General features: G+C 67.9%; 17 protein-coding genes and 3 pseudogenes. 8 read left to right on the top strand and 12 right to left on the bottom strand.

The window, feature by feature from the left end; translation table 11 throughout:
- Positions 1-372: 372 nt before the first annotated feature.
- The 6 genes and pseudogenes from ACQEV8_RS42300 to ACQEV8_RS42325 all read right to left on the bottom strand — a co-directional run bounded on the left by ACQEV8_RS42300 (position 373) and on the right by ACQEV8_RS42325 (position 4,875).
- Positions 373-831: a transposase family protein gene (locus ACQEV8_RS42300; protein ID WP_432972235.1), complete on the bottom strand. Its 459-nt coding sequence runs from the start codon at positions 829-831 to the stop codon at positions 373-375.
- 108 nt (positions 832-939) lie between these two features.
- Positions 940-1,293: a hypothetical protein gene (locus tag ACQEV8_RS42305; protein WP_432972238.1), complete on the bottom strand. Its 354-nt coding sequence runs from the start codon at positions 1,291-1,293 to the stop codon at positions 940-942.
- A gap of 146 nt (positions 1,294-1,439) precedes the next feature.
- A complete protein-coding gene (locus ACQEV8_RS42310; protein ID WP_432972241.1) occupies positions 1,440-2,567 on the bottom strand; it encodes a DegT/DnrJ/EryC1/StrS family aminotransferase in 1,128 nt (375 codons plus the stop codon).
- Positions 2,564-2,971 (bottom strand): RidA family protein, encoded by a 408-nt coding sequence (locus ACQEV8_RS42315; RefSeq protein WP_432972244.1) that lies wholly within the window; start codon positions 2,969-2,971, stop codon positions 2,564-2,566. The genes ACQEV8_RS42310 and ACQEV8_RS42315 overlap by 4 nt, the downstream gene beginning before the upstream one ends.
- Before the next feature lie 328 nt (positions 2,972-3,299).
- Complete coding sequence (locus ACQEV8_RS42320) at positions 3,300-3,611, bottom strand: FAD-binding oxidoreductase (RefSeq protein WP_432972247.1); 312 nt, start codon at positions 3,609-3,611, stop codon at positions 3,300-3,302.
- A pseudogene (locus tag ACQEV8_RS42325) lies at positions 3,608-4,875 on the bottom strand (aspartate aminotransferase family protein). The gene ACQEV8_RS42320 and the pseudogene ACQEV8_RS42325 overlap by 4 nt, the downstream one beginning before the upstream one ends.
- Positions 4,876-5,300: 425 nt before the next feature.
- Here ACQEV8_RS42325 and ACQEV8_RS42330 point away from each other — a divergent pair.
- The 3 genes from ACQEV8_RS42330 (at position 5,301) to ACQEV8_RS42340 (ending at position 6,962) form a co-directional block, all read left to right on the top strand.
- Complete coding sequence (locus ACQEV8_RS42330) at positions 5,301-5,777, top strand: hypothetical protein (protein ID WP_432972250.1); 477 nt, start codon at positions 5,301-5,303, stop codon at positions 5,775-5,777.
- A gap of 58 nt (positions 5,778-5,835) precedes the next feature.
- The gene (locus ACQEV8_RS42335) at positions 5,836-6,669 is read left to right on the top strand and encodes a transposase family protein (protein WP_432972253.1); all 834 of its coding nucleotides are present in this window, start codon (positions 5,836-5,838) and stop codon (positions 6,667-6,669) included.
- Positions 6,670-6,812: 143 nt separating this feature from the next.
- Complete coding sequence (locus tag ACQEV8_RS42340) at positions 6,813-6,962, top strand: hypothetical protein (RefSeq protein ID WP_432973459.1); 150 nt, start codon at positions 6,813-6,815, stop codon at positions 6,960-6,962.
- 89 nt (positions 6,963-7,051) lie between these two features.
- Here ACQEV8_RS42340 and ACQEV8_RS42345 read toward each other — a convergent pair.
- The 5 genes and pseudogenes from ACQEV8_RS42345 to ACQEV8_RS42365 form a co-directional block, all read right to left on the bottom strand.
- Positions 7,052-7,300, bottom strand: a pseudogene (locus tag ACQEV8_RS42345) (ATP-binding protein); the annotation flags it as partial.
- A 258-nt stretch (positions 7,301-7,558) separates the two neighbouring features.
- On the bottom strand, positions 7,559-8,848 hold the full coding sequence (locus tag ACQEV8_RS42350) for a hypothetical protein (protein WP_432972256.1): 1,290 nt from the start codon (positions 8,846-8,848) through the stop codon (positions 7,559-7,561).
- An 11-nt stretch (positions 8,849-8,859) separates the two neighbouring features.
- The gene (locus ACQEV8_RS42355; RefSeq protein ID WP_432972259.1) at positions 8,860-9,759 is read right to left on the bottom strand and encodes a nitrilase family protein; all 900 of its coding nucleotides are present in this window, start codon (positions 9,757-9,759) and stop codon (positions 8,860-8,862) included.
- Between the two features lie 12 nt (positions 9,760-9,771).
- Positions 9,772-11,046 (bottom strand): amidase, encoded by a 1,275-nt coding sequence (locus ACQEV8_RS42360; RefSeq protein WP_432973394.1) that lies wholly within the window; start codon positions 11,044-11,046, stop codon positions 9,772-9,774.
- Entirely contained in the window at positions 10,968-11,243 is a 276-nt protein-coding gene (locus ACQEV8_RS42365) for a hypothetical protein (RefSeq protein WP_432972262.1), read from the bottom strand. Before ACQEV8_RS42365 ends, ACQEV8_RS42360 begins: the two co-directional genes overlap by 79 nt.
- Positions 11,244-11,571: 328 nt before the next feature.
- Here ACQEV8_RS42365 and ACQEV8_RS42370 point away from each other — a divergent pair, with 328 nt between their 5' ends.
- A complete protein-coding gene (locus ACQEV8_RS42370; protein WP_432972265.1) occupies positions 11,572-12,582 on the top strand; it encodes a LacI family DNA-binding transcriptional regulator in 1,011 nt (336 codons plus the stop codon).
- A 621-nt stretch (positions 12,583-13,203) separates the two neighbouring features.
- Here ACQEV8_RS42370 and ACQEV8_RS42375 read toward each other — a convergent pair.
- Complete coding sequence (locus ACQEV8_RS42375) at positions 13,204-14,271, bottom strand: DUF5937 family protein (protein WP_432972268.1); 1,068 nt, start codon at positions 14,269-14,271, stop codon at positions 13,204-13,206.
- 196 nt (positions 14,272-14,467) lie between these two features.
- On the opposite strand from ACQEV8_RS42375, the gene ACQEV8_RS42380 reads away from it, so the two are divergent.
- The 4 genes and pseudogenes from ACQEV8_RS42380 to ACQEV8_RS42395 form a co-directional block, all read left to right on the top strand.
- Complete coding sequence (locus tag ACQEV8_RS42380; protein ID WP_432972271.1) at positions 14,468-16,255, top strand: CocE/NonD family hydrolase; 1,788 nt, start codon at positions 14,468-14,470, stop codon at positions 16,253-16,255.
- A pseudogene (locus tag ACQEV8_RS42385) lies at positions 16,252-17,576 on the top strand (CapA family protein). Before ACQEV8_RS42380 ends, ACQEV8_RS42385 begins: the two are co-directional and overlap by 4 nt.
- A 31-nt stretch (positions 17,577-17,607) precedes the next feature.
- The gene (locus ACQEV8_RS42390; RefSeq protein WP_432972274.1) at positions 17,608-19,200 is read left to right on the top strand and encodes an AbgT family transporter; all 1,593 of its coding nucleotides are present in this window, start codon (positions 17,608-17,610) and stop codon (positions 19,198-19,200) included.
- Positions 19,201-19,906: 706 nt separating this feature from the next.
- Positions 19,907-20,949, top strand: a 1,043-nt coding sequence (locus tag ACQEV8_RS42395) for a DUF475 domain-containing protein (protein ID WP_432972277.1), incomplete at its 3' end; no start/stop codon positions are given.

Raw genomic sequence — 20,949 nt, forward strand, 5'->3', positions numbered from 1 at the left:
CCCGGGCGACACTCCGCCGCCCTTGGACCGGCGAGATCGAAACGTGGCTCGATCCGCCGGCGGCGCATTGCGGCAGCAGGCGGCCCACCGAGGTGTCCGGCCGGTGGACCGACCCGGTCGGCGCCCATGTGGCCGCTCGGCTCAGCGCCGCCGGCTGGCTTCCGCGGAGTCCCCGGGACGGCTTCGGGATGGGACATCCGCAGTACAGATACGAGATTCCGCTGGCGGGCAGAGCCGAGGACGACGTACTCAGAGGCATGAACCAGCAGTGAGCGCGTTTCAACCTGAAGTTGCAGGTCCCGGGGCTGGCGTGGGTCGCGGGTGGGGTGCTCGTGCCGGTCGGAGGTGTGATCGGTAGGAGGTGATCGTCCGTCAGCGGTGGACCTCGGCGTTTGTCAGCACGAGGAGCGCCCGTAGCAGCGTGGTCGCGTGTCGGGCGTTCATGCGGACCTTGGTGAGGATCCGCCAGTTCTTGAGGTCGGTGAAGCCGTGCTCGTTCGCCGCTCGTTCGCGGCTTACCAGCCGGTTCGCCTCCTTCTGGGCGTCGGTGAGCGGATGGCCGCGGGTCGCTCGCCGGCCAGTGACGATGACCGGGTCGTCGGGGTCGTCGTCCAGGCCGACGAAGCCGAGATCGGTCAGAGCGCCCAGACCGGCCTCCCGCAGGTGGGTTGAAGAAAATCGCCCGGAAGGGTGGCGTCGTCGTCCTGCTCGACGGCGCCCTCGTCCGCACCCGCCGACGCACAGGGCACGAGAACCGGCCGAACTATTCAGGCAAGCACAAGCAGGCCGGCGACCAAGTCCAGGGTGGCACTCGACAGCGGCAGGCGGCACTGGTAGACCAACCCCTCAGTGCCCTCGACGGGACTGGCGTTCTTTCGCATGGAATCCCCAACTCCCGTCGGAGGCATGCGCGTTACGCCCGAATCCGGCCTGGTCCGGTCAGGCGGACGGCTGCGCCAGGGTGGTGAAGCGGCCGGCTGGGGTGCGGTGCAGCCAGCCCCGGTCCGCCAGGCGCCTGAGCTTGTCGCGTACGGGTTCGACCTGCCCGGGCTGGGCGCCCCTGCCGAGCCGGACACTGACGTCCTTGGCCGGGACCGGTTCCGAGGCCGCGGTCACCAGCTTCATGATCGCCTGGTAGTCGGCGGGCAGCGCGCTCTCGTCCATGCCCGGCTCGCGGTGCGGGACCAGCAGCATCCCGCCCGCGCCCGGAGACGGCACCCGCTCCAACGCCTCGTCCACGTCCGGGTCGTCGGCCTGCCCACTCCGCTCGGCCTCAATGAACTGCCCGATCACCAGTGTGGGGTACACATATCAGGCCAGTGGCCTCTTCCGGCCACCAGTGCGTACGCGACGCCAGCGGGCCCTGCTTGCGCCACATGTCCCTGGCAGCACTGGGCGACTACGTCTGATCACGCACAAGAACCGGCAGTCGCCGTGGATCATGCCAATCCAGCGCGTACCTCCTCGGCGACGATGTCGATCTGGTGGAGGCTCAGATGCGGTCCCAGTGGCAGACCAAGAAGCCGATTGCATGAACGCTCCGTCCTGGGCAGGCTGCCGACGGCGTATCCGAGGCCCTTGTAGACCGGCTGAAGATGCATCGGTGGGGAATAGAGCGCATTGCAGTCGATCTCCCGTGCGAAGAGATGAGCGGCCAGCGCATCCCTTTGATCGAGCTCAATGACGTAGTTCCGCCAAGCATGACGGAGGCCCGTCTTTTGTCCGGGCAGATCCGCCAGGCCGGCGAGACGCTCCGTATAGCGGTCAGCCTGAGCACGGCGTACCGCCAGCGTCTCGTCGAGATGGGGCAGCTTCGCGCGCAGGATAGCCGCCTGCATCTCGTCCATCTGCTGGTTGTGGCCCTCCGTCTCGTGATGCAGGCCAAGTCCCGGCTTCGTGCCGTAGTGCCGTCCCCGAGCCTGACCGTCGGACGCGAGCCTACGGACCCGGTCCGCCAAAGCGGCATCCTGTGTCGTGCAGGCGCCCGCGGCTCCGATGGCGCCGAGGTGCTTCCCTGAGGAGAAGCTGAAGCAGGTGACGTCAGCCAGACTGCCGAGCCTCCTGCCGTCGATCTCCGCGCCGAGCGCAAGACAGGCGTCCTCGACGAGCGCGAGGCCATGGCCGTCGGCGATGCGCCGCATCTCAATCATGTCCGAGGGATGGCCGTACATGTCGACTGGCAGCAGGGCGCGGGTTTGTGGCGTGATCGCGGCTTCGCAGGCGGTGGTGTCGATGCATCGTGACTCGGGGTCGATGTCGACCCAGACGACGGACGCACCGACCGCGCTGATCGCCGCTGATCCGGCGAGATCGGTATTCGCAACCGTGATCACTTCGTCTCCCGGCCCGACCCCGAGCGCGCGCAGAGCGACCGTCAGCGCGGCCGTACCCGAGCCCACGGCGACAGCGTGCCGCGCGTCGACCCAGTTCGCGAATTCCTCTTCGAATGCCGGCACCTCTTCGCCCCAGCGGAACTGTCCGCTTTCCAGCACTCGGGCGATCGCGGCGTCGATTTCCTCGCGGTGCTCACGATAGAGCTTGGCGTAGTCGTAGAGCGCGACTCTCATCGGGCGGTCTTGCCCTTCGGGAGATAGGCCACGACCTCGACCTCCATCGTGATTTCCGGAAAGCCCAGGGCGGCGACGGTCATTCCGGTATGCGGCGGACGATGATCCCCGAAGTAGTTGAGCCGAACCTTCGTCACAGCATCCTTGTCCCGCACGTCTGTGAGGAAAGTCGTGACCTTGACGACGTCGTACCGCGTAGCCCCCATATGAGTCAGAACGCGATCCAGGTTCCGATAGACCTGCGTGGCTTGGTTTGTCGCATCGCCGCCGACCCACGAACCGGCTTCGTCTTTTGCGATCTGGCCGGACACGAAAATGAAGTCTCCGGCACGCGCAGCGTGCTCGTAGGTCTGCCCCGGCGCGACGTCGTCAGGGCTGGAGGTTTCCACCTGATTAAGCATCATGGACTGTCCTTGCTGTTGGCTTGCCAGTTGGATCAAAGCCGCGCAGAACTCGAGGGGTTGTTCGGCACGCGCATCACACGCACACACCTGCGCTGGCGGTCAGGCGGTGCGGTCAGAGCAGCCCCTTGCGGACGCAAGGAGCGCCTTCCGTATCCAGTCGACGGTGAGGTCCGTGTAGCCGCTGATCTCCGCCGTCGCATCGCAGTTCATATGGGTTGGGATGCCGGTCTCCCGCTTCGGGGATCGAGAGACTCGGTTCCGGGAGGAAGCCGCCACTGGGTTTTCCCATGAATCGTCGTGCTCGGCGCAGCCGATCCTTGGCCTTGTATCAGGTTCGTCGAACGGGAGGAATTAGGGGGTTTCGTGTACAAGGGGACGGCGCCCGAAAGGCGTTGCCGGCCATGCTCGTGCCGCCGCCCCTGGCCGTGACCGGCACGCCCGCCTCACGGCAGGCCCGCAGCACCGCGACCACGTCGTCGGCGGTGCGCGGGAAGGTCACCGCCCGCGGCAGCACCCGGTAGTTGGAGGCGTCGTAGGCGTACGGGCCGGTGGCCCTCGGGCCGGTCTCCACCCGCAGACCGGGCGCGATCTCGGCGATCCGGGCCGTCAGACCCGCCAGGTCGCGGGTGGCGGTGGTCATCGGTCCCCGGCTCCCGACGTGCCGGCCTCGACCGCCTTCGCCCAGGCCCGCAGGCCCTCGTCCACGCCCGCCTCGTCGATCACGAGCGCCGGAATCATGCGGACCACCTGGTTCCAGGCGCCGCACTGCAGCAGGAGCAGGCTCTCGTCGATCGCGGCGCGCTGGACGCGGGTGGCGGTCTCGGGTCGGGGCTGCCGTCCTCGGTGACGAACTCGGTGGCGAGCATGAGTCCGAGGCCGCGGACGTCGCCGATGCCCGGCGTCCGGTCGGCGACCGCCTCCAGGCCCTGCCGCAGCCGCGCGCCCATCGCCTCGGCGTTCTCCACGAGCTTCTCGTCGCGTACGACGTCCAGGGTGGCGCAGGCGGCGGCGCAGGCGACGGCGTTGGCGCCGTAGGTGCCGCCCTGCGAGCCGGACCAGGCCTTGGTCATCAGTTCCTCGGAGGCGGCGATGCCGGAGATCGGGAAGCCGCTGGCGATTCCCTTGGCGGTGACGAGGATGTCGGGGGTGACGCCGAAGTGGTCATGGCCCCAGAAGCGGCCGGTGCGGCCGACGCCGGTCTGTACCTCGTCGAGGATCAGCAGGAAGCCGTGCCGGTCCGCCCGCTCGCGCAGGCCTTCCATGAAGGCGCGGTTCGCAGGGACGTAGCCGCCCTCGCCGAGGACCGGCTCGACGATGATCGCGGCCGTGTCGGCCGGCGAGGAGATCGTCTGGAGGGTGTAGTCGAGTTCCTTCAGGGCGAAGCGGGTGGCGCTCTCCTCGTCCCAGCCGTAGCGGTAGGCCGTCGGGAACGGCGTGACGACCACACCGCTCATCAACGGGGAGAACCCGGACCGGAAGCGGATCCCGGAGGTCGTCATGGACGCGGCGGCGACCGTACGGCCGTGGAAGCCGCCGTGACAGACCAGGACGTTGGGCCGGCCGGTGGCCTGGCGGGCCAGCCGCAGCGCCGACTCGACGGCCTCACTGCCGGAGTTGGTGAAGAACAGGCTGTCCAGGCCGGCCGGCAGCACCTCGCCCAGCTTCTCCACGAGGCGGCGCAGCGGCTGGTGCATGACGGTCGTGTACTGACCGTGGATCAGCGTGCCCACCTGCTCCTGGGCCGCCGCCACGACCTTGGGGTGGCAGTGGCCGGTGCTGGTGACGCCGATGCCGGCGGTGAAATCGAGGTAGCGGCGGCCGTCCTCGCCGTACAGGTGGACGCCCTCGCCCCGGACCGCCACCACAGGCGTGGCCTGGCGAAGGTGCGGCGACAGTGCGGTCATGGTGTCTCCTGGCCGTACGACGAGGTCTGGTTGCTTGGCTCAGCTCCGGTGTCCGAGCATCCAAGCCGCCGCGCAACGCGACAACGCCTGATCTGTCCAGCCGGAACCCGCTGTTCGGACGTTGTGTAAGGCACGGGCCCCGAATGTGACGATCGCTGTCCTGCCTGCCTGCGGCGGCACACCTCTTGCGCAGGTCAACGAGGCTTGTCACAGTAACCGGGCACTCAGGGAGACACTGAGCGTTGTTCAACCTGAGTTCGCTGGTCGTGGGGCTGGTGTGGGCGGGGGCTGAGGTGTTCGTGCCGGTCGGTGGTGTGATCGTTAGCAGGTGATCACCCGACGCGTTGCCGGTTCGTCGGAATCGTGATGTGGGGTTGGGAGTGCCTCGTAGGCTCCGAGGAGAGCCGGGTGGGAAGGGGCTGCTGGTGGCGGACATGCTGGTCTGGGTGATGCAGCGGAGAGTGGTGCTGGCCGATCGCGCCGAACGGCTGCGCACGGAACTCGCCGAGATCGATGCCGAGGTGGTCCGGCTGGAAGCCGCCGAGATGGTGATCGGGCAGTTCATTGAGGCCGAGCGGAGTGGGCAGGCCGACGACCCGGACGTGGACGAGGCGTTGGAGCGGGTGCCGTCTCCGGGCGCGGGCGGGATGCTGCTGGTCCCGCACCGCGAGCCGGGCATGGACGAGAGCGCGCTGCCCGCCGACTACCAGGCGATCATGAAGCTGGTGACCGCGGCCTCGGAACCGGTCCCGGCCAAGGACGTCAGTGTCCGGCTCGGCAGGGGCGCCCAGCCCGGGCAGGTCGAACCCGTACGCGACAAGCTCAGGCGCCTGGCGGACCGGGGCTGGCTGCACCGCACCCCAGCCGGCCGCTTCACCACCCTGGCGCAGCCGTCCGCCTGACCGGACCAGGCCGGATTCGGGCGTAACGCGCATGCCTCCGACGGGAGTTGGGGATTCCATGCGAAAGAACGCCAGTCCCGTCGAGGGCACTGAGGGGTTGGTCTACCAGTGCCGCCTGCCGCTGTCGAGTGCCACCCTGGACTTGGTCGCCGGCCTGCTCCGCGGTCACCTGAAGAAGATCCGCTCACGCTGGCGCAAGCTCCCGCCCGGCCGGATCGCTTTGATCGTCCTGGCGGTCCTCCGCCATGACCAGCGGCTTTCCGGCATGGCGGGCGGCAACGACGTCTCCGCGTCGACCGTGCGCCGCTGGCTGCTGGAAGTGATCGAGCTACTGTCGGCCCGTGCCCCGCGACTGGACCGCGCCCTGAAGAAAATCGCCCGGAAGGGTGGCGTCGTCGTCCTGCTCGACGGCACCCTCGTCCGCACCCGCCGACGCACAGGGCACGAGAACCGGCCGAACCATTCAGGCAAGCACAAGGCCCACGGCCTGCTGTTCCTCGCCCTGACCGACGAGACGGGCAACCTGGTCTGGATCTCGGCGGCGAAGCCAGGACGCTCCAGCGAGATCACCACCGCCCGCCACAACAGGATCACCACCCACCTGCGGGAGGCCGGTCTGGGCGCTCTGACCGATCTCGGCTTCGTCGGCCTGGACGACGACCCCGACGACCCGGTCATCGTCACTGGCCGGCGAGCGACCCGCGGCCATCCGCTCACCGACGCCCAGAAGGAGGCGAACCGGCTGGTAAGCCGCGAACGAGCGGCGAACGAGCACGGCTTCACCGACCTCAAGAACTGGCGGATCCTCACCAAGGTCCGCATGAACGCCCGACACGCGACCACGCTGCTACGGGCGCTCCTCGTGCTGACAAACGCCGAGGTCCACCGCTGACGGACGATCACCTCCTACCGATCACACCTCCGACCGGCACGAGCACCCCACCCGCGACCCACGCCAGCCCCGGGACCTGCAACTTCAGGTTGAAACGCGCTCACTGCGTTGCGCGCCAGCCGGGGCATGGCGAACACGCCGGATTGCTGGCCACCGTTGAGATCGACGGCCACGTGGGCGAGGCCCTGGAGCCCGTGGTGGCCCGGATGTCCCTCGCACCGGGGGTGCGCAAACTGCGCTGGTACCTGGAGGCCGAGCCCGATGCGGACGAGGCCCGGGAGGCGCCGGCCTGACGAAGGGCAGGTGAGGGGGTTGCATACCCGTCAGCCCCTGGCAGAGTGAGGCCCAGGCCGACGTATACGCGGTGGCTGTTCGTTCCCTGGTGGATATGCACCCGGTCAGCGAGGCAATCGATGATCGCGAGGCCGCGTCCGTGCTCGCACGGATCCTCGTCGTCCGGGTCGCGCTGAGGGCTCGGCCCGGCTCCGAAGTCTTCCAGCGTGATGTGGAGCGCGACCGGTCCGAGACGGAGACAGAGATTCATCGCGGCGCGCCCGTGCCGGGCTGCGTTGCCGGCGAGTTCGCCGACGATCAGTTCGGCGGCGTCGCGGGTGTCCTGGGGATACCCCACCGTGCCGCCACAACGCGGGTGAAATGGCGGGCTGCCGGAACCCGGGCGGCCTCGGCCGGAGCGGTGAAGAGCGCTGTTCGAGGATCGGGCGGCACCGAAACGCGGGTCGGCGACGGCATTGGAGGCAGCAGGGTCAGGGTGTCCATGGCGGTTCTCTCAGGGCATCGGCGGGAGCCGGCGGGGAGGGCCGGAGAGCGGGCCTTTCCGGGCGCGTGTGGGTGCGCGTCGGAAAGGCCCGCTCCTCGGTGTCGTAGAAGGTCAGGACGCGGTGGTGAATCCGGGCAGTGTTCCCAACAGCGGAACGATGGCCAGGGTGCATATGGCCATGGAGATCACGTTGCCGATGAAGGGGTGGAAGTCGGCCGGGAGCCGCTTGGAGATCCATGCCGCCAGGGGAGGGGCCGCGAGCGCCCCGAGTACCGCGCCGACGATGACGGCGGGCACGGTGGCCCCGTAGGTGAGGACGGTCGCCGGTGCCACCGAGACGACGGGGACGAACGTGGGATACCAGCCCGCGGCGGCCCATCGGCGCTGGTAGAGCAGTACACCGACGGTCGCGGTCAGGAACTGGGCGGTCAGGACCGCGGGGAGGAGTCCGGTCCCGTAGACGGGGGTGAGCGGGTTGAGGAGGTACGTCAGGACAGTGCCGCCGATGAGGCCGATCGAGGCGATCTCGTTGCCATAGAACTGTGGTTCGGTGAAGTCGGCCAGGACGCGGCGTACCACCCAGAACGGGCCCTGTCGCGCCCGTGCCGAGGCTTCCTGGTCGCCTGCGGTGGCGTCTTCCTGGCCGGCGTGGCCGGGAGCGTCGGAGGTCTCGGAGTTCTGGGAGGTGAGTGGCCTTGGCAGCCACGGCAGGTACCGGCACAGGAGAAAGGCGAGGAGGGCGCCTGCCCACATGCCCGTCACGTTGCCGATCACCGAGGGGAGGTCGAGTGGAACGCAGACGTAGTTGACGACGAGGAGGGCGATGGGAGTGGTCAGGGCCGCGCCGAGCACTGCTCCGGTGGCGGCGACGGTCCATCCGGCGCCGTAGATGAGGACCACCGCGGGCGGTACCGAGACGAATGGGACGAAGGTGGGCTGCCACGCTCCGGTGGCGGGCAGCGTCCAGCCCCATGCGATGTCGGAGAGCAGCAGACCGAGTAGGGCGGAGGCGAGGAGCCAGGGCCACAGGCCGGTGCCGTAGCTGATGGGGAAGCCCGCCCAGCGCCTGCTCCGCTTCCAGGCGACGTGCGCGATCCACGCGCCGGCCAGCATGCCCAGGCTGCCGATGCCGCTCTTGTAGAACTGGGCTTCCGAGGTGTCGCCGATCCACCAGTGCAGGAAGTCCCCGGCCTGCGAGTAGGCCCCGGCCTGCCAGGTGGCGTAGTCGGGCAGCCAGTGGGGCAGCGCATCCGTGAACCGGTCGAGGAGTGCCGCCGCCGCGGCCGTCGTGGCCACGAGGGCGAGGCCGGCGAGGACTCGTGCGAGGCCGGGAGAAACGGCGCCTCCTGCGGCCCTTGCCATGGTGGCCCTCGGCGGTTCGGTGTCGGTGGAGGAGGTCATCGCGTGGCTCCTTAGCGCGGCTGGGCGTCGCCGCGCCGGTAGCCGAGTCTGTCGTCGTAGAGGTCGGTACGACGGTCGCGGGGGAGGTCGTTGTGCTGGTTCCAGATCGGGGCGGAGCGCGCGGAGACGAGGTCCAGGTCGCCGTAGACGATCGTCTCGTCGACCGGCGAGGCGATCTCTCCGACGGGCCAGCCGTTCGTTCCGGTGATGAGTGAGCAACCGAGGAACTTGCCGCCGCGTTCGGTGCCTACGCGGTCGGCCGCGACGAAGAAGATGTTGTTCACGTGGGAAGCGGTCATGGTGAGGTAGGCCGCCATGCACTTGCCGGACTCGTCGAACAGGGGCGGCGGGGTCCAGACCCAGTTGTTCACGCTGCAGATGACGTCGGCACCCTGTACCGCGAGCAGGCGTGGCACCTCGGGGAACCAGATGTCCCAGCACACCAGCAGTCCGATGCGCCCGATCCTGGTGTCGAAGACCGGATAGCCGAGGTCACCGGGGGTGAAGACGAGTTTCTCGCGGTCCCACAGATGGGTCTTGCGGTACTTGCCGATGAAGCCGTCCGGGCCGAACAGCACGGCCGTGTCGAAGAGTTGCTCGCCCGAGCGTTCGCTGAGGCCGGCCACCAGATAGAGCTGACGGCTGCGGGCGAGGTCGGCCCATGCCTGACAGGAGGGGCCGGAGGGGATCTCCTCCGCGTGTGCGTAGGCTTCTTCCCGCGTGGCGAAGCCGTAGCCGGTGTTGGCGAGTTCGGGCAGGACGATCAGGGTGGCGCCATGGTCGGCCGCCTCGTTGATCAGGTCGAAAGTCCGGCTCAGGTTCTTCTCCTTGTTTTCCACCCCCACCTGCGGGTCGAACTGGATCGCGGCGGCGGTGACCGGGCTGGTGGCCTCGGCGGGACGGTCCGGCATGGGGTGCTCCCTTCAGAGCTGGGTCGTTGCGGGGATGTGGGGCATGTGGTCGCGGGTGCCGGTCTCCGGCTCGGTGAGGCCGTGGCTCGGGGGGATCCTCAGGTGTGCCTCTTCAGCGGCGTTGTGCAGAGCCGTTGCGGTGGTCAGCAGCAGGTGTTCGCCTCCCGGCGGGGCGATGAGTTGCAGTCCGACCGGCACGCCGTCGACGAAGCCCGCGGGCGTGGTCAGTGCGGGAAGTCCCGCGACGCTCCAGGGGCTGGTCAGGGCCAGCAGCGCCTTGCGGACATCGACGCTCCCGCCTGTCGCGGGCACCGTCCGGGCCTCCAGGAGCGGGGCCGGGATGGGGACCGTGGGCAGGGCCAGGAGGTCGTAGCGGCGCAGCAGGTCCACGATCGCGCCGCGGGCACGCCGCCGGACGAGCAGTGCCTCGTGGTAGTCCGCCGGTTGGACGCCGGCCGCGTCCCGGAGCCGGGCCAGGACCTCCGGGTCGTACAGGCCGGGCGCCGAAGCCATCCGATGGGCGTGCACCGAGTACGCCTCGGCACCCTGAATGGTCGAGTAGACGGGAAGGAGTGCTTCGGGGGGCATGGCCACCTCGTCCACTCGCGCCTCGTCCGGGCCCAGGAGGTCGAGCGTGCGGCGTGCCGCGCGGGTCACGGCGCTGTCGGTGGGGAAGAGGGTCTCCGGGTCGATCCAGCCGATGCGTGGCCGCGGGGCCGTGTGCGGCTGCCCCGCGGCGCCGGGCCCGTCGGGCCGGGGCCCCACGAGTGCTTCCCACAGCAGGCGGCAGTCGTCGGCGGTACGTGCGAGTGCTCCGACGGTGTCGAGGGTCGGGGACAGCGGGAAGACACCGTCGGTGGGGACCGCGTCCTGGGTGGGCTTGAGGCCCACGATCCCGCAGTACGCCGCCGGGATGCGCACCGAACCGCCGGTGTCGGTGCCCAGTGCCAGCGGCACGATGCCGGCGGCGACCGCCGCCGCGGAGCCACCGCTGGAGCCGCCGGACATGCGCGCGCCGTCGTACGGGTTCCGGGCAGCCCCGTTCGCCGAGCGGTCCCCGGTCGGCCCGTAGGCGAACTCGTGTGTCGTCGTCTTGCCCAGGATGATCGCGCCGGCCGAGCGAAGCCTGGCCACACAATCAGCATCCTGCGCGGGCACGTGGTTCGCGAAATGGCGGGAGCCCATGGTGGTGCGCAGGCCCGCGGTGGCTACGTTGTCCTTGACGGCAACGGGCACCCCGTGCAGCGGGCCACGGTCTGTGCCTCCGGCCAGTTCCCGTGCGGCCAGGTGCGCCGAAGCCCGGGCCCATCGGCGTCCACGGTCACGAACGCGCCGAGGTGCGGATCAAGCCTCGCGGCGTCCCGCAGGGCACGGTCGACCAGGTCCTGCGGGGACGCCCGACCGGAACGCAACTGCTCGGCGAGCCCACGTACCGTGTGCCCGGCGAAGAAGCCCGCGCTCTCCGGGGGATCCGTCCAGCTCATCGCGGAAAGCCGATCTGGTTCATGATGACCCTTTCCTTCTGGTACCCAATCGATTGGGTATGCGCAGTGTGTGATCGGTACCCAATCGATTGGGTAGATTCGGATCGATCAGCCTCGGAGGGCCGGGAGGGGAGTCGGCGAGTCGTGCCGCCACAGTTCGAACGATGTACGACGACCGTTTACCCAATCGTTTGGGCATGTCGTTGGTTATGATGAAAGTCGCCGAGCGAGGTGGTTGTCAAGGTCCTGTGGAAAGCTCGGTGCGGGGGAGAGGCGGAACGGCACGGTGAATCAGGGTGAGGGACAGCGCCATGCCACCTTGCGTACGGTGGCGCAGCTGGCGGGGGTCGATGTGTCCACGGCTTCCCGCGTGCTCAACGGTTCTCCGGACGATGCCAGACGCGCGGCATCGCGCGAGAAGGCGGATGAGATCCGACGTGTCGCGGATGAGCTGAACTACCGCTCGAATCCCCATGCCGCGAGTCTGCGTACCCGGCGCACGAAGCTGATCGGCGTGATCGTCCCGCGCCTGTCCGACCTCGTCCTCGCCACGATCTACGAAGGCATCGAGGACGCCGCCACCCGTCTCGGCCTGACGACGTTCGTCATGAACAGCCACGACGTCCCCCGTGAGCAGAAAGCGCGCACCGAAGCGGCACTCTCCCGCCGTGTCGACGGGCTGATCTTCGGCGACGCCCATATCGACGGCCGTTTCATCGACGAGATCGCCGACCGCCCGACCCCGTTCGTCCTCGTCAACCGACGTACAGGGGAGCACCCCTCGGTGACCTGCGACGACTACCTCGGGGGTCGGCTGCTCGCGGAGCACTTCCTTGAGCTGGAACACGAACGTGTGGCCGTGATCGCCGGCGAACCGTACGCCAGCACCGGAATCGAGCGGACGGCCGGCTTCCGTGACCGCTACCGGGAGGCCGGCATCCGGCTCCCCGCCTCCCGGATCGTGCACTCTCGCTTCGACGCCGCGGGTGGCCGCCAGGCTGCCGAGCAGCTCCTGCGCGGACGGGTGAGGCCGACGGCGATCTTCGCGGTCAACGACTTCGCCGCGATCGGCGTTCTGGGCACCCTGCGCGACCACGGTCTGCGCCCCGGCAAGGATGTGGCGGTGGCCGGCTTCAACGACACACCGCTGGCACGGGAGTTGCCCATCCCGCTGACCACCATACGTTCCCCCATGCACGAGATGGGGAGCCTCGCCGTCGAGCTGCTCGTCCGGCGTCTTGACGGTGAGCAGGTGAAGTCCGAACGGCTGACCCCCGAGGTGGTGGTCAGGGCCTCCACCGACCCCACCCTGCTGTCCCCCGTCATCACGGACCTCTGAGGGCGGGGGCAGCCGACCGGCGGACGACCTGCGCCGGACTGCCCGTGCAAGGCTGTCTCGATGCTGTCGATCACGCCGATGGCTGGCATGTACGACGCCGGCCGGAAGCCGGGGGGCCCACCAGCCTGCCGTTCCTGTCCGCGAGCAGCCGCTTGAACTCCCTGGAAAGCTCGCTGCATGACCTGCGAAACGGCCCTCAATGCCCGGTCGACGCCGCACAACAATCGGCATGACCGGCGCGGTGGCGGCCCTGGACCCTGCGGCAGAACACCAAGCAGGCCACCGTCGTCCGCCGAAACACGGGAATTCGGGCCGCGGACCTCAGCTTCGGCGGCCCCACTCAGCTGGGCCGTCTGGATCGAGGTGAGATCGGGGGCCCGCTGACCGGACGTCTGTACACCGGCCGGGCGACCTGCTCCCGGAGCAGGCGCGAGCCCTCACCGCCCCGGTCACCGCCCGCCTCGACGAGGCTACCGTACGGCGCATCCGCCGCACCGCTGGCCTCAACGCCAAGAGAATCCGCTCCGGTGGCGGGGATACAACCTGGGCGGCGCTGTCGAGCAACGTCGGCTTCCTGCTGTGTGGGCTCGAAGCGGGAGGAGGATGGCCAGCGTGCTCAATTCACCGAACTATGACCCGGAGAAGTTCTACGCCGATGTGCATGAGGTGGTTCACATCGACTCGGTGATAAACGTTCCTGCCACTTCTCTGCGACGTCAGGAGCCCGGCCGAGCGGAGTTTCGCAAGATGCCGTGAAACCTGCGGTCGTGTCATGTTTGCGCGACGAGCGAGATCCGATGTCGTGATCGCTTCGTTGACCATATGGCGACACAGGCTCAGGCGTGCAGGGTCGGAAAGGATCAGCAACCGTTGGCGTACTTCCTCGATGGAGGGCGGTTGGCGCTGCCATGCCACCGGGTAATGCAGCACGACCGGGAATCCTGGTTCGCCTCGAATGATGAGGTGAGGGCGGCCGTGAATGGTCGGCACGAGGAAGACATGGTTCCCGCGGAGTGGGACGTTGAGGTCCTGAAACTTATCGAAGCGTACGCCTCTGCCGCCCTGAACGACCTGTGCGGCCGGGCTCACTGAGGAGATCAGCTCCTCTAGCGGTAGTTTTCGGAGCCTGGAACGTGTCTGCTCGGCCTCGTCGCGCAGACGGTCGTGAATGCGTTCCCATTCTTCCGCGAAGAACTCCTCCACGGAGTCCTCCAGTATCCGTACCAGGGACTTCCGGAACTCCTCCGGATCGTCGATCAATCTCTTAGCCAACTCGCCTCGGGAGAACGAGCGTGCTTCGCATGCCGTGACGAAGTCGGCCGGTTGGGTGAGCGCTCCGCTCGGGTCGAAGGATCCGCCTTGAATCGCGTAGGCGGCGGCCTCGACGAACGTGGTCTCGTCGAGTTGCGACAGGCGATTGATCTCCGTCTCGATTTCCGCGTCGAGCGGAGGGCTCAGCGGGAGCATCAGGCGGCAGCGGCGGCGGGCCCAGAGCGGCGCGAATCGCGTCAGTCCGGCACGAAATTCCCGTGGAAGGGATTCGCTGACCTTTGTCAGCCATGACCGGGAGTCCAGGTGGTGGTCGGGCTCGGCCAGCGAGTGCAAGCAGGCCTGAAGTTCGGAGATCGGTGACGTCCCGATGGTCACGTCCGAACTCTTCGCGCCCCTGAGATCGAGGAGTACTGGCATCCGGTGACTGTAGACGAACAGTTACCGCCCTCGCGGTAACGATCGGGCTGACGCTTCCGCCCGCGACCTAGAGTCCCGGCTCATCAGTGGCACAACGTTGCGAGGGAATGAACGTGGTCGAAAGTCCGGGACAGAGAGCACCTGGCAGGCCGTCCCGGAGCCGGGATCCGGATGGCGCCGGGTGATCCGCCTACCGATGCGCGATGGAACCGAGCTGGCCATGGACGTCTACGCGGCCGACCCGGACCCGGCCCCGCGGCCCGTACTGCTGGAGCGCACGCCCTACGGCCGCCGGACGGCGCGCGGCTCGGACGGGGCCTTCGCCGCCTGGAACCCGCCCCCGCCGGAGGCGGTGTGCCGGCGCTTCGTCGAACGCGGCTACCACGTGGTCCGGCAGGACTGCCGTGGCCGTGGCGACTCCGGCGGTGAGTTCGTCAAGTACCTCAACGAAGCCGAGGACGGCTACGACACCGTCGATTGGATCGCGGCCCAGCCCTGGTGCGACGGCCGGGTGGCCACGATGGGCGTCTCCTACGCGGCACACGTACAGACCGCGCTCGCCTCGCTGGGGGCACCGTCCCTGTCGGCAATGTTCCTCGACTCCGGTGGCTTCGCCAGTGCCTACGAGACCGGTGTCCGGCTGGGCGGAGCCTTCGAACTCAAGCAGGCGACCTGGGCCTTCGCCAGGGCGAGGACCAGCTCGGCGACACTGGCCGATCCGGTGCGGAGCGACGCGCTCGGGAGGGAGTCGATCGAGGAGTGGTTCAGGCAGCTGCCGTGGCGGCGCGGGCACTCACCCCTGCGGCACGCCCCGGAGTACGAGGACTATCTGTTCGAGCAGTGGGAGCATGGTCGGTTCGGGCCGTACTGGCAGCAGCTCGGCATTTACGGGCGGGGCTATTTCGACCAATTCCCCGACGTGCCGAGCCTGCACATCTCCAGCTGGTACGACCCCTACATCCGGACCGCCGTCGAGAACTTCCACGAGCTGGGGGTTCGCAAGACGAGCCCGGCGTATCTGGTTCTCGGTCCGTGGACGCACGGCCGGCGCAGCGTCTCCTACGCCGGGGACGTCGATTTCGGTCCTGAGGCGACCCTGGACGGAAACCTGGCGGCCGACTACGTCGAGTTCCGGGCGAACTGGTTCGACTCGCAGCTCTCCTCGACGCCGTCGACGGACCCGGCTGTTCGCTACTTCAGAATGGGTGGCGGATCGGGCAAGCGCACCGCGGACGGCCGGATCGACCATGGCGGCCGCTGGGAGGCCAGCTCGGCCTGGCCGCCGCACGACGCACAGGCCACGGAGTTCTTCCTCACCGCAGGCGGGGAACTCACGCCGGAGCCCGGGGCGCTCACCGGGTACCTGGAGTACGACCACGACCCCCGCGATCCGGTGCCGACGATCGGCGGGCAGGTGACGTCCGGCGAACCGGTGATGGTGGGCGGCGCTTTCGACCAGCGTCCCGACGACCGGACCTTCTCCCTGGCGGGGTCGCGGTTGCCGCTCGAGGCCCGTCCCGACGTGCTCACCTTCCAGACCGCTGTGCTGGAGCGGGACGTCGTCGTGGCCGGCCCCGTCGTCGCCCGCCTCGCCGTCTCCTCCAGTGCGGCCGACACCGACTTCACGGTGAAGCTGATCGATGTCCACCCGCCGAGCGACGACTACCCGGCCGGATTCGCCATGAACCTGACCGACGGCATCCTGCGCTGTCGGTACCGCGACTCGTACGAGAAGCCGTCACCGCTCGAACCGGGGCGGGTCTACGACATCGCGGTCGAGGCCCCCGACACCGCGAACCTCTTCGCCCGCGGTCACCGGATCCGGATCGACGTCAGTTCCAGCAACTTCCCCCGCTTCGACGTCAACTCCGGCACCGGTGAGGCCGAAACCACCGACCGTCGTCGGGTGGTCGCAACGAACCGGGTGTTCGTCGACGGACGCTCCAGGATCACCCTGCACCTTCTCTCGGAGGACGCGGCATGAGCATCGGAACGGGAATCACTCTTGCCGCGGTCGGCGACCTCGTCCTCGACGACGACGTCCTGACCCCCCGCCTTGAGGCAACCGCGCCCGGTCTCCTCGACGTCCTGCGCGGCGCGGACGTCACGATCGGGAACTTCGAGACGACCGCGATCGACTTCGACCGTTTCCGCGGCTGGCCAGAGGCCGAGCCAGGAGGATCGTGGCTGGTCACCTCAGTCCGTAGCGGAGCTGATGTCCGGGCCATGGGCCTGGACATGGTGTCGAGGGCCAACAATCACGCCACCGACTGGGGGTGGCCGGCCTGCGCTCCACCAGCGCTGTCCTCGAGGAAGCCGGACTCGTCCACGCCGGCGCGGGCGAATCGCTGACCGCTGCACGGGCCCCGCGCTACCTCTCCACCCGCCAGGGGCGGGTCGCGCTCGTGTCGGCGGCGACCCGCTACCAGCCCATGTCGTTGGCCAGTGACCCGTTCGGCATCGTGCCGGCGCGCCCCGGCATCAACGGCCTGCGCACCAAGAAGTGGTTCGCCGTCCACCCCGCCGAACTCGCGGTCATGGCCTCGATCCGCGACAGTCTCCCGCCCGAGTCCCTGCACCACACGGCACGCAGCGCGGATGCACGGGACGGCTCCGTGACGCTCCAGGGAGCCGCGTTCATCTCCTCCGACACCACCGGCGGCCGAGTCGGACCGTACTGGCGGGTCGAGGAGGAGGACATCGCCGCACTGCGTACCAGCGTGCGGCAGGCCAAACAGAGCGCCGACATCGCCGTGGTCGCCCTCCACACCCACGAACCCGGCAACTACAGCGCCGAGCCGCCCCCCTTCATGCGGGAACTCGCGCACGCGGCCGTCGACGAGGGGGCGGATGTCGTCCTCGGCCATGGTCCGCACCAGTTGCGGGGCATCGAGGTGTACCGCGGCCGTCCGATCTTCTACTCGCTCGGCAACTTCATCTTCATGCAGAACCGGCAGTTTCCGCTGACCCGCGAGGCGTGGCGGCGAACGGGCCTCGACCCGACCCGCCACACCTCCGGCGAGATGCTCGAACAGAAACGGATCAAGGGGCCCTTCGCCGACCAGGTCTGGTTCGAGAGCGTCGCGGTCACCCTCACCTTCACCTGCTCCGGGCCCCTCGACATCGCCCTGCACCCCCTCACGCTCACCTACGACACACCGCACCACTCCGACCGAGGAACGCCTCAGCCGGCGAGCGCCTCCGCAGCGGCGCGAATCCTCGAACGTCTCCGCACGCTGTCGCGGGCGTACGGTACCGAGATCCTCCTTGACCGGGGTCAAGGTGCCCTTCGCATCGACATGTGAACATGACCCTCCGGCAAAGGAAGTCAGAAGCATGATCACCACATCTGATCCAGCGCAGTCAGAACCACCGCAGCCCGAGCCGCAGCGGTCGAGTCCGACGCACCCCTCGGGAAGGCTCACTCGCCTCCTCGACAGAGTCGAACGAGTCGGCAACAGGTTGCCCCACCCGTTCTGGCTGTTCTCCATCCTCTTCGGTGTCGTCGCCGTCACCAGCTCGATCATGGCCGCGGCCGATGTCTCGGTCGCGGATCCGGCGACGGGCGACCCGTCACCTGTCAAGAACGCCCTGTCGGTCGTCGCGATACGCGAGCTGCTCCTGGGGGTCGAGGAGTCATTCCTGACCTTCGGCCCGCTGGGCACAGTGATCATCATCATGCTCGGACTCGCGGTCGCCGACCGCTCCGGCATGCTCGAGTCCCTGGCCCGGCATGCTCTGGGCCGGGTGAGCCCCAGCTACGCCGTGTTCGCGGTCTGCCTCGCCGGAGCGCTGTCGAAGTTCCTCTCCTACAGTGCGTACGTCATTCTCATCCCGCTGGCGGCCCTGGTCTTCAAGGCGGTCGGACGATCTCCCATGCTGGGCATGATCGTGGGCTTCCTGTCGATCAACGCCGCTGGTGACGCGAACCCGTTCATCGCTCCCGGCGACGTCATCTTCGCCAAGATCGCCACTGAGGCCGCGCAGATCGTCGACCCGGACACGGTCGTCCGGGCCACCGACAACACGTACTTCACCACCGCCTCCGCGGTTCTCCTCGCGATCGTCCTCACGGTGGTCACCGAGAAGGTCCTGTCCAAGCGCGAGCACGAACTCGTCCCGGACGACGGCGCAACGGGCCCGACCACGGGAACCCGGCCCGACACCGTTCCCGAGGAGGTCGAGCTGCGCGCGCTGCGCACCACCGGCGTCGTCGCCGCGGTCTTCATGGGACTTCTGGCGGTAGGAATGATCCCGGCCGGTTCCCCGCTCCGCGGTGAGAACGGCGCCATCCTCGACTCCACACTGTTCAACAGCATCGCGGTGGTGTTGAGCGCGTTCTTCCTGGTCATCGGGGCCACCTACGCCTACCGGACCGGTCGGCTCACGAGTTCGGGCGACATACCGAACTTCATGGCAGACGGCCTCAAGTCCGTCGCGCCACTCCTTGTACTGTTCTTCGCGGTCTCCCAGTTCCTGGCTCTGTTCCAGTGGACCTCCATCAGCACCGTCGTCGCGGTCCGGGGAGCGGAGGTCCTGAAGGGGCTGGACGCGCCGATCTTCGTGGTGCTCATGCTGCTCATCGTCGGCATCGCCCTGATGAACCTGCTGATCACCAGTGGGACCGCACTATGGGCGCTCCTCGCTCCCGTGCTCGTTCCCATGACGATGCTCATCGGGGCCAACCCGGCGACGGTGATGGCCATCTACCGGATCGCGGATTCCTGTACGAACTCCATCACCCCGATGAGCGCGACGTTCGTCCTCACCGTCGGCTACCTCCAGACGTACCAGAAGAAGGCGGGCATCGGCACTCTGGTGTCGTTCACGCTCCCGGCCGCGATGGCGATGATGGTCGCCTGGATCGCGTTGTTCGCCGTCTGGTATGCCCTGGGGTTGCCGCTGGGGCCAGGTGCGCCGATCCGCTGATCAGGCGGTACTCAGGACAGGAGCCCGTCCTCACGAAGGACCGGTGCGCCTCGATGAAGTGACGGTCGTCCGCCGCCTGGGCGGCATGTGCGGAGACCCACAGGTCGTACGTCTTGCCGCCCTCGTTCCAGCTGAGTGCGGAGGCGTGGCGGCGCCCGCCGCCCCATGTGATTTCCCAGACGGCGGCGGAGAAATCGTTGTGCGTCGTCTCGTCGAAACTGGACGATTTTCAGGAGAAGGGTACTCCGCCATGCCGGAACCTTTTCGTCCTGGGCGGATCCGTATGGAATCTGGGATCAAACAACCTTCCCGGCCTCGGACGCTGCTAAAAAGTGCAGGTCGCTGTCACGAACGCTCATGCGTGTTCATCCGTCGTCGTTGGCAAGCTCCAACACCAGGCCTGCAACGGCCGCGCAGGAATGCCTCACCCGTTAGCGCAGAAAATTCGAGATGGTCGCTCGGATGCTTTGCAGTTTTTCTACATCAAGCGCAATGGTGATTTTCAGAAGCGGGCGCGTACAGACGTAGACATCGGTCTCTTCAAGAGAGAGCGGACGGACTTGCCCCGGGATCTCGGTAAACGCAGAATATGCGCAATTACGGCGCTCGCCGACGCTCGTGAAATTGATCAACTCTAATCGATCTCTGTTATCGGAGTATTCCCGCAGTATCCTCCGGCGAGCTCTAACACAGGATTGGGTAGCCAGTGGTTCTGAAAACCTTCGGTTGGTCGTTCGCGGTCACCGCGCTCGGCCTGGTTGCAGCGGTCCTCTTCGGGGGGTGGACCGCCCTCGGTATCGTGGCGATCCTGTCCGTCCTCGAGATCTCGCTGTCCTTCGACAACGCGGTGGTCAACGCCGGAATCCTGAAGAAGATGAATGCCTTCTGGCAGAAGATCTTCCTCACCATCGGCATCCTGATCGCTGTCTTCGGTATGCGACTGGTGTTCCCCGTCGTCATCGTCGCGATCAGCGCGCAGCTCGGGCCGATCGAGGCGGTCGACCTCGCGCTCAGCGACAAGGACCAGTACGAGCAGCTCGTCACCGACGCTCACCCGGCGATCGCCGCGTTCGGTGGCATGTTCCTGCTGATGATCTTCCTGGACTTCATCTTCGAGGACCGGGACATCAAGTGGCTGGGCTGGCTGGAGCGCCCGCTGGCCAAGCTCGGCAAGGTCGACATGCTGACCGTCTGCATCGCCCTGATCGTGCTGCTCATCAGCGCGATGACCTTCGCGACCAACGCCCATCAGCACGGCGGCGCACACGTCGACAAGGCGGAGACGGTTCTGCTCTCGGGTATCGGGGGCCTGATCACCTACCTGATCGTGGGCGGTCTCTCCGGCTACTTCGAGGACAAGCTCGAAGAGGAGGAGGAGCGCGAGCACGAGGCGGAGGAAGCGGCCGAGCGCTCCGGCAAGCCCCGCACCACCGTCGCCATGGCCGGCAAGGCCGCGTTCTTCATGTTCCTCTACCTTGAGGTCCTGGACGCGTCCTTCTCCTTCGACGGCGTGATCGGTGCCTTCGCCATCACCAACGACATCGTGCTGATGGCCCTGGGTCTCGGTATCGGCGCGATGTACGTGCGGTCGTTGACGGTGTACCTGGTCCGCGAGGGCACCCTCGACGACTACGTCTACCTGGAGCACGGCGCTCACTACGCGATCGGCGCGCTCGCCGGGATCCTCCTGGTCACGATCCAGTACGAGATCAACGAGTTCATCACCGGGTCGATCGGCGTGATCCTGAT

It is taken from the genome of Streptomyces sp. CA-179760 (assembly GCF_050937045.1).
Taxonomy (GTDB): Bacteria; Actinomycetota; Actinomycetes; order Streptomycetales; family Streptomycetaceae; genus Streptomyces.